Here is a 6,501-nt window from a genome sequence, read left to right on the forward strand (position 1 = left end):
TATTTTAATAAAAATATCTTACTTATATATTAAAATATAGATAAAAAATTAAAAGTATGTTATTATATTATCAAAGTTGGATTGGAATAGGAATATTATTGAAGTGTATTAAGGAGATTCATATACTATGGAGAAAAAGAAAAGTGTTTCTATGGCAGTAATTAAAAGATTACCAAAATACCATAGATATTTGAAAGAGCTGATGAGAAATGATGTAGATAGAATTTCATCTAAAGAATTAGGGGAAAAAATCGGATTTACAGCTTCTCAAATAAGACAAGATTTAAATAATTTTGGAGATTTTGGACAACAAGGATACGGATATAATGTAAAAGAATTATATAAACAAATAAGTTTAATTTTAGGATTAGATAAAGATTATACTGGAATAATAATTGGAGCAGGTAACTTAGGGCAGGCTATTGCTAATTACAATAGATTTTCGGAATTAGGTTTATCTATTGAATGTATTTTTGATGCTAATCCAAAGCTTGTAGGAATGAGAATAAGAGATGTTGAAATTAAAGATATAGATACATTAGCTGAGTTTTTACAAGATAATAATATTGATATTGGAATTATATGTGTTCCTAGAATTAACGCACAAAAGGTTTGTGATATGTTAGTTAAGGGTGGAATTAAGGGGCTTTGGAACTTTGCACCTGTAGATTTAGTTGTTCCAGATGATGTTAAAGTAGAAAATGTTCATCTTTCAGAAAGTTTATTAACTTTAGTATATTTAATGAAAGATAGTTAAAATAAGCTGTTGCATTTGCAACAGCTATTTTTATTTTATAATGTTAATAACTCAACAATCAAAAAGAAGGGCGAAAAAAAGGAAAAAAGAAAACGTATTCGAAGAAATACATTGAAAAATTGTAATTTATATACTAATTAAGAAAATATTAATTGCAAATGATAAATTTAGATATTATAATTATAAGTGGGTTGTGATTATTCAGAATCTTCTAACCAAAGAAGAAGGAATAAGAGAGTTTTTTTTAAGGTTCTTTGTTAATTATCTAACAATAAAATGGGTATTTATGAGATTAATTGGTATATAAAGGGAGGAATTTTAATGGAAATCAAAAATGTTATTTTAGAAGAAGAGTTAAAAAATGTAACTCTTGAAAAAGATGGGAATTTAGCGATTATAACAATAAATAGGCCAAAGGCATTAAATGCTTTAAATTCAGAAACTTTAAGGGAGTTAGATATAGCTATTACAAACATTGAAAATGATAGCAATGTTTATTGTGTAATACTTACAGGTTCTGGAGAAAAATCTTTTGTTGCTGGAGCTGATATAGCAGAAATGAAAGATTTAGACTCTAAGGCTGGAGAAGAATTTGGACTTTTAGGTAATAAAGTATTTAGAAGATTAGAAAATTTAGACAAGCCTGTTATAGCAGCTATTTCTGGATTTGCTTTAGGTGGGGGATGTGAGCTTGCAATGGCATGTGATATAAGAATTGCATCAGAAAAGGCAAAATTTGCTCAACCAGAAGCTGGACTTGGAATTACACCAGGATTTGGTGGAACTCAAAGATTACCTAGAATAGTTGGATTAGGTAAGGCTAAAGAATTAATTTATACTTGCTCAATGGTTAATGCTGAAGAAGCTTTAAGAATTGGATTAGTTAATAAGGTTGTTCCATTAGAAAATTTAATGGAAGAAGCAAGAAAAATGGCATCTACTATTTGTGCTAATGCTCCAATAGCAGTTAAGCTTTGTAAGGATGCTATAAATAGAGGAATGCAAGTAGATATAGATAAAGCAATAGAAGTTGAAGCAGAGGATTTTGGAAAGTGCTTTGATTCAGAGGATCAAGTTGAAGGAATGACTGCTTTCTTAGAAAGAAGAGCAAAAAACTTTAAAAATAAGTAAAATAGTTTATTTAATAAATTTTAAATATATAAATAGAGTGTGTTTTACATAAGTTAAGCTCTAAATTATTAATTTAGTTAGCAAAACTTGCATCGATGATTAAAAATTAAAAGATGTTTTCTAATTAGGAATTGTAATTATACACATAAAAGAGGGTATTGCAGGGAGGTAAAAAGCAATGAATTTTGGATTAACTAGAGAACAAGAGTTAGTAAGACAAATGGTTAGAGAATTTGCAGTTAATGAAGTAAAACCAATAGCTGCTGAAATTGATGAAACAGAAAGATTTCCAATGGAAAATGTAAAGAAAATGGCAGAGCTAGGCATGATGGGTATTCCATTCCCTAAGGAATTAGGAGGTGCTGGAGGCGATGTATTATCATATATCATCACAGTTGAAGAATTATCAAAAGCTTGTGGAACACATGGGGTTATAGTTTCAGCTCATACTTCACTTTGTGCTTCATTAATTTATGAAAATGGAACACCAGCTCAAAAGGAAAAATACTTAGTACCACTTGCAAAAGGTGAAAAAATCGGTGCTTTCGGTTTAACTGAACCAGGTGCAGGAACTGATGCTGCAGGGCAACAAACTACAGCAGTTTTAGATGGAGATAATTATATTTTAAATGGTTCTAAAATATTCATCACTAATGGTGGTGTTGCAGATACTTTCATAGTATTTGCTATGACTGATAAATCACAAGGAACTAGAGGAATATCAGCTTTCATAGTTGAAAAAGATTTCCCAGGATTCTCAATTGGTAAGAAAGAAGATAAGTTAGGAATTAGAGCTTCTTCTACAACAGAGCTTATATTTGAAAACTGTGTAGTACCAAAGGAAAACTTAATTGGTAAAGAAGGTAAGGGATTTGGTATAGCAATGAAAACTCTTGACGGGGGAAGAATTGGTATAGCTGCTCAAGCTTTAGGTATCGCAGAAGGAGCTTATGAAGAAGCTGTTAAATACATGAAAGAAAGAAAACAATTTGGTAGACCATTATCAGCATTCCAAGGATTACAATGGATGATAGCCGATATGGAAACTAAAATTGAAGCTGCAAAATTATTAGTATATAAAGCAGCATGGTTAAAGCAAAACAAAATGCCATATTCAGTAGATGCTGCTAAGGCTAAGTTATTTGCTGCTGAAGTTGCTATGGATGTAACAACTAAGGCAGTTCAAATCCACGGTGGATATGGATATACTAAGGAATATCCAGTTGAAAGAATGATGAGAGATGCTAAGATAACTGAAATCTATGAAGGAACTTCAGAAGTTCAAAAGATGGTTATCGCAGGCGCAGCATTAAGATAATATAGGAGGCTATAAAAGATGAAGATAGTAGTTTGTTTAAAACAAGTACCAGATACAACAGCTGTAAAAATAGATCCAAAAACAGGAACTCTAATAAGAGATGGTGTTCCTTCAATCATAAATCCAGAAGATAAGCACGCTTTAGAAGCAGCATTACAATTAAAAGATAATTATGGGGCATACGTGACTGTAATCAGCATGGGACCTCCTCAAGCTAAAAATGCATTAAGAGAAGCATTATGTATGGGAGCTGATGAAGCTATCCTTTTAACAGATAGAGCATTTGGAGGAGCTGATACTTTAGCTACTTCAAAGACAATTGCAGCAGCAATTAAAAATTTAGAATACGATATAATCTTTGGTGGAAGACAAGCTATCGATGGAGATACTGCACAAGTTGGTCCAGAAATAGCTGAACATTTAAATGTACCACAAGTAACTTATGTACAAGGTGTAGAAGTTACTGAAGATGGTTTAGTAGTTAATAGAGCATTAGAAGATGGATATGAATTAATTAAAGTTCAAACTCCAGTACTTTTAACTGCTATTGAAGAATTAAATCACCCAAGATATATGAATGTTCAATATATCTTCGATACTGCAGAAAAAGAAGTTAAAGTTATGACTGCAGCAGATCTTGATGTACCAGTTGAAGAATTAGGATTAAAAGGTTCTCCAACTAAGGTTAAGAAATCTATGACTAAAGAAGCTAAGGGCGCAGGAGAAATCGTTAAGGATTCAGCTCCAGAAGCAGTAGCATATGTATTAGGAAAATTAAAAGAAAAGCACTACATCTAGGATAATAGGAGGGAATTTGGAGATGAATATATCAGAATATAATGGCGTTTGGGTATTCGCTGAACAAAGAAATGGTGAATTACAAAAGGTTTCATTAGAAATATTAGGAGAAGGTAGAAGGTTAGCAGATGAATTAGGTGTTAATTTAACTGCAGTTTTATTAGGGAATAATGTAGCTTGTTTAGCAGATATTTTAGGTGAGCATGGTGCTGATGAAGTATTAGTAGCTGAACATGAAGAATTAGAAAACTATACTACAGATGGTTATACAAAGGTTATTTGTGACTTAGCAAATGAAAGAAAGCCAGGAATATTATTTATAGGAGCTACTTTCATTGGTAGAGATTTAGGACCTAGAGTTGCTGCTAGACTTTCAACTGGATTAACAGCTGACTGTACATCTTTAGAAGTAGATGTTACTAACGGTGATTTACTTGCAACAAGACCAGCTTTTGGTGGTAACTTGATGGCAACAATTGCTTGTCCAAACCACAGACCACAAATGGCTACAGTAAGACCAGGGGTATTCTCAAAACTTACTGAAAAGAAGGAAAACTTTAATATAGAAAATGTTACTGTTAATTTAGAAGCATCAGATATTAGAACTACTGTATTAGAAGTAGTTAAAGCTAATAAGGATATCGTTGATATTGGAGAAGCTAAAGTTATAGTTGCTGGTGGTAGAGGAGTAGGAAGTAAAGAAAACTTCGCTATGCTACAAGAATTAGCAACAACTTTAGGTGGAGTTGTTGGGGCATCAAGAGGTGCTGTAGATAAGGGATGGATAGAAAGAGATTACCAAGTTGGACAAACTGGTAAGACAGTAAGACCAACAATATATGTTGCTTGTGGTATTTCAGGAGCAATTCAACACGTTGCAGGTATGCAAGAGTCAGATATGATAATTGCTATTAATAAAGATGAAGCAGCTCCGATTATGAAGGTTGCTGATTATGCAATAGTTGGTGATATAAATAAGGTAATTCCAGAAATGATAAGCAAATTAAAAGAAAGTATTGATGTTGAAGAAGTCTTAACTTGTAAATTATAATACTAATTTTTTAAAAAATCCATATATTAGTTATACTTATAAACTATATAATATTAAGTAATTTGTACATGTTAACTTTAAAGTATAAATGGCCATTATACTTTATAAATAAATATAAAATTATACAGCCTAGGAGTTTAATTTTATATATAATGTGGACAAAATGTTATTAAGTTTTTTATTTGTGTGTATAAATTTTGAGAATTAAAATAAATAAGTTTAAAACTAAAATTATTAGTTAAAGTTTTAAGATATGTTCTGACTTCTAATTTATAATGAGTAGATTGGAAATATTAATTTTAGTTTTTCACTAAATAAAGGGGAGAGTTTATAATGGAAAAGATTTTTGTTTTAGGTGCTGGAACTATGGGTGCTGGAATAGTTCAAGCTTTTGCTCAAAAAGGTTATGAGGTTATTGTTAGAGATATTAAAGATGAATTTGTTGAAAGAGGAATTGCTGGAATCAATAAGAATTTATCTAAATTAGTAGCTAAGGGAAAAATGACTGAGGAAACTAAGGAAGATATTCTTTCTAGAATCTCAGGAACTACTGATATGAACTTAGCTGAAGAGTGTGACTTAGTTGTTGAAGCTGCAATTGAAAATATGAAAATTAAAAAAGAAATATTCGCTGAGTTAGATAGAATCTGTAAGCCAGAAACTATTTTAGCTTCAAATACATCTTCTTTATCAATTACTGAAGTTGCTTCAGCTACTGGTAGACCAGATAAGGTTATAGGAATGCATTTCTTTAATCCAGCTCCAGTTATGAAGTTAGTTGAAATTATCAGAGGTATGGCTACTTCTCAAGAAACTTTTGATGCTGTTAAGGAATTATCACTAGCAATAGGAAAAGAGCCAGTAGAAGTTGCTGAAGCTCCAGGATTTGTAGTAAACAGAATACTTATCCCAATGATTAATGAAGCTTCATTTATCCTTCAAGAAGGAATAGCATCAGTGGAAGACATAGATACAGCTATGAAATTTGGTGCAAATCATCCAATGGGGCCTTTAGCTTTAGGTGACTTAATTGGATTAGATGTTTGTTTAGCTATAATGGATGTTTTATATAATGAAACAGGAGATACTAAATACAGAGCTAGTAGTACTTTAAGAAAATATGTTAGAGCTGGATGGTTAGGTAGAAAGTCTGGAAGAGGATTCTACAACTATAACGCTTAATGTTAAAATAAATTTAGAAATAGAAAATTAATAAAATGAACTTTAAATATTTCTAGAGGGATAGAGATATTTATATAAATATGCTGTTATAAAAAAATCATAGATTTATATATTTAAAAAGAATAAAATAAAGAATACGCTTTAATTTAACTTTAAAAGGTAGCTATCGACGGGTAGTTACCTTTTATTGTTGTGCGCCCAGCATGGGTAACAACTTGACGGTGAAAGTCCGTTGTGGGCTTGGTAGTGGGAACCACTAGCTAA

General features: G+C 31.4%; 6 protein-coding genes. All 6 read left to right on the top strand.

Annotation, left to right across the window (positions count from 1 at the left end):
- The first annotated feature begins 127 nt into the window (after window positions 1–127).
- Window positions 128–757, top strand: coding sequence for a redox-sensing transcriptional repressor Rex (locus HCG76_RS16500; RefSeq protein WP_221701348.1), 630 nt, complete (start codon window positions 128–130; stop codon window positions 755–757).
- A gap of 321 nt (window positions 758–1,078) precedes the next feature.
- A complete protein-coding gene (locus HCG76_RS16505) occupies window positions 1,079–1,888 on the top strand; it encodes a short-chain-enoyl-CoA hydratase (protein ID WP_221701349.1) in 810 nt (269 codons plus the stop codon).
- A gap of 178 nt (window positions 1,889–2,066) precedes the next feature.
- Window positions 2,067–3,206: an acyl-CoA dehydrogenase gene (locus HCG76_RS16510; RefSeq protein ID WP_221701350.1), complete on the top strand. Its 1,140-nt coding sequence runs from the start codon at window positions 2,067–2,069 to the stop codon at window positions 3,204–3,206.
- An 18-nt stretch (window positions 3,207–3,224) separates the two neighbouring features.
- Window positions 3,225–4,004 (top strand): electron transfer flavoprotein subunit beta/FixA family protein, encoded by a 780-nt coding sequence (locus tag HCG76_RS16515; protein ID WP_221701351.1) that lies wholly within the window; start codon window positions 3,225–3,227, stop codon window positions 4,002–4,004.
- Between the two features lie 22 nt (window positions 4,005–4,026).
- Entirely contained in the window at window positions 4,027–5,055 is a 1,029-nt protein-coding gene (locus HCG76_RS16520; RefSeq protein WP_221701352.1) for an electron transfer flavoprotein subunit alpha/FixB family protein, read from the top strand.
- Window positions 5,056–5,388: 333 nt separating this feature from the next.
- Window positions 5,389–6,237 carry a 3-hydroxybutyryl-CoA dehydrogenase gene (locus HCG76_RS16525; RefSeq protein ID WP_221701353.1) on the top strand — a complete coding sequence of 283 codons (849 nt, stop codon included), beginning with the start codon at window positions 5,389–5,391 and terminating at the stop codon, window positions 6,235–6,237.
- The last annotated feature ends 264 nt before the right edge of the window (window positions 6,238–6,501 follow it).

This window comes from Clostridium sp. K13, assembly GCF_019734195.1.
Classification (GTDB): Bacteria; Bacillota; Clostridia; order Clostridiales; family Clostridiaceae; genus Clostridium.

Excerpts from the sequence above, each read along its gene's own strand:
- HCG76_RS16500 (WP_221701348.1), top strand. The coding sequence starts at position 128 with ATGGAGAAAAAGAAAAGTGTTTCTATGGCAGTAATTAAAAGATTACCA.
- HCG76_RS16505 (WP_221701349.1), top strand. The coding sequence starts at position 1,079 with ATGGAAATCAAAAATGTTATTTTAGAAGAAGAGTTAAAAAATGTAACT.
- HCG76_RS16510 (WP_221701350.1), top strand. The coding sequence starts at position 2,067 with ATGAATTTTGGATTAACTAGAGAACAAGAGTTAGTAAGACAAATGGTT.
- HCG76_RS16515 (WP_221701351.1), top strand. The coding sequence starts at position 3,225 with ATGAAGATAGTAGTTTGTTTAAAACAAGTACCAGATACAACAGCTGTA.
- HCG76_RS16520 (WP_221701352.1), top strand. The coding sequence starts at position 4,027 with ATGAATATATCAGAATATAATGGCGTTTGGGTATTCGCTGAACAAAGA.
- HCG76_RS16525 (WP_221701353.1), top strand. The coding sequence starts at position 5,389 with ATGGAAAAGATTTTTGTTTTAGGTGCTGGAACTATGGGTGCTGGAATA.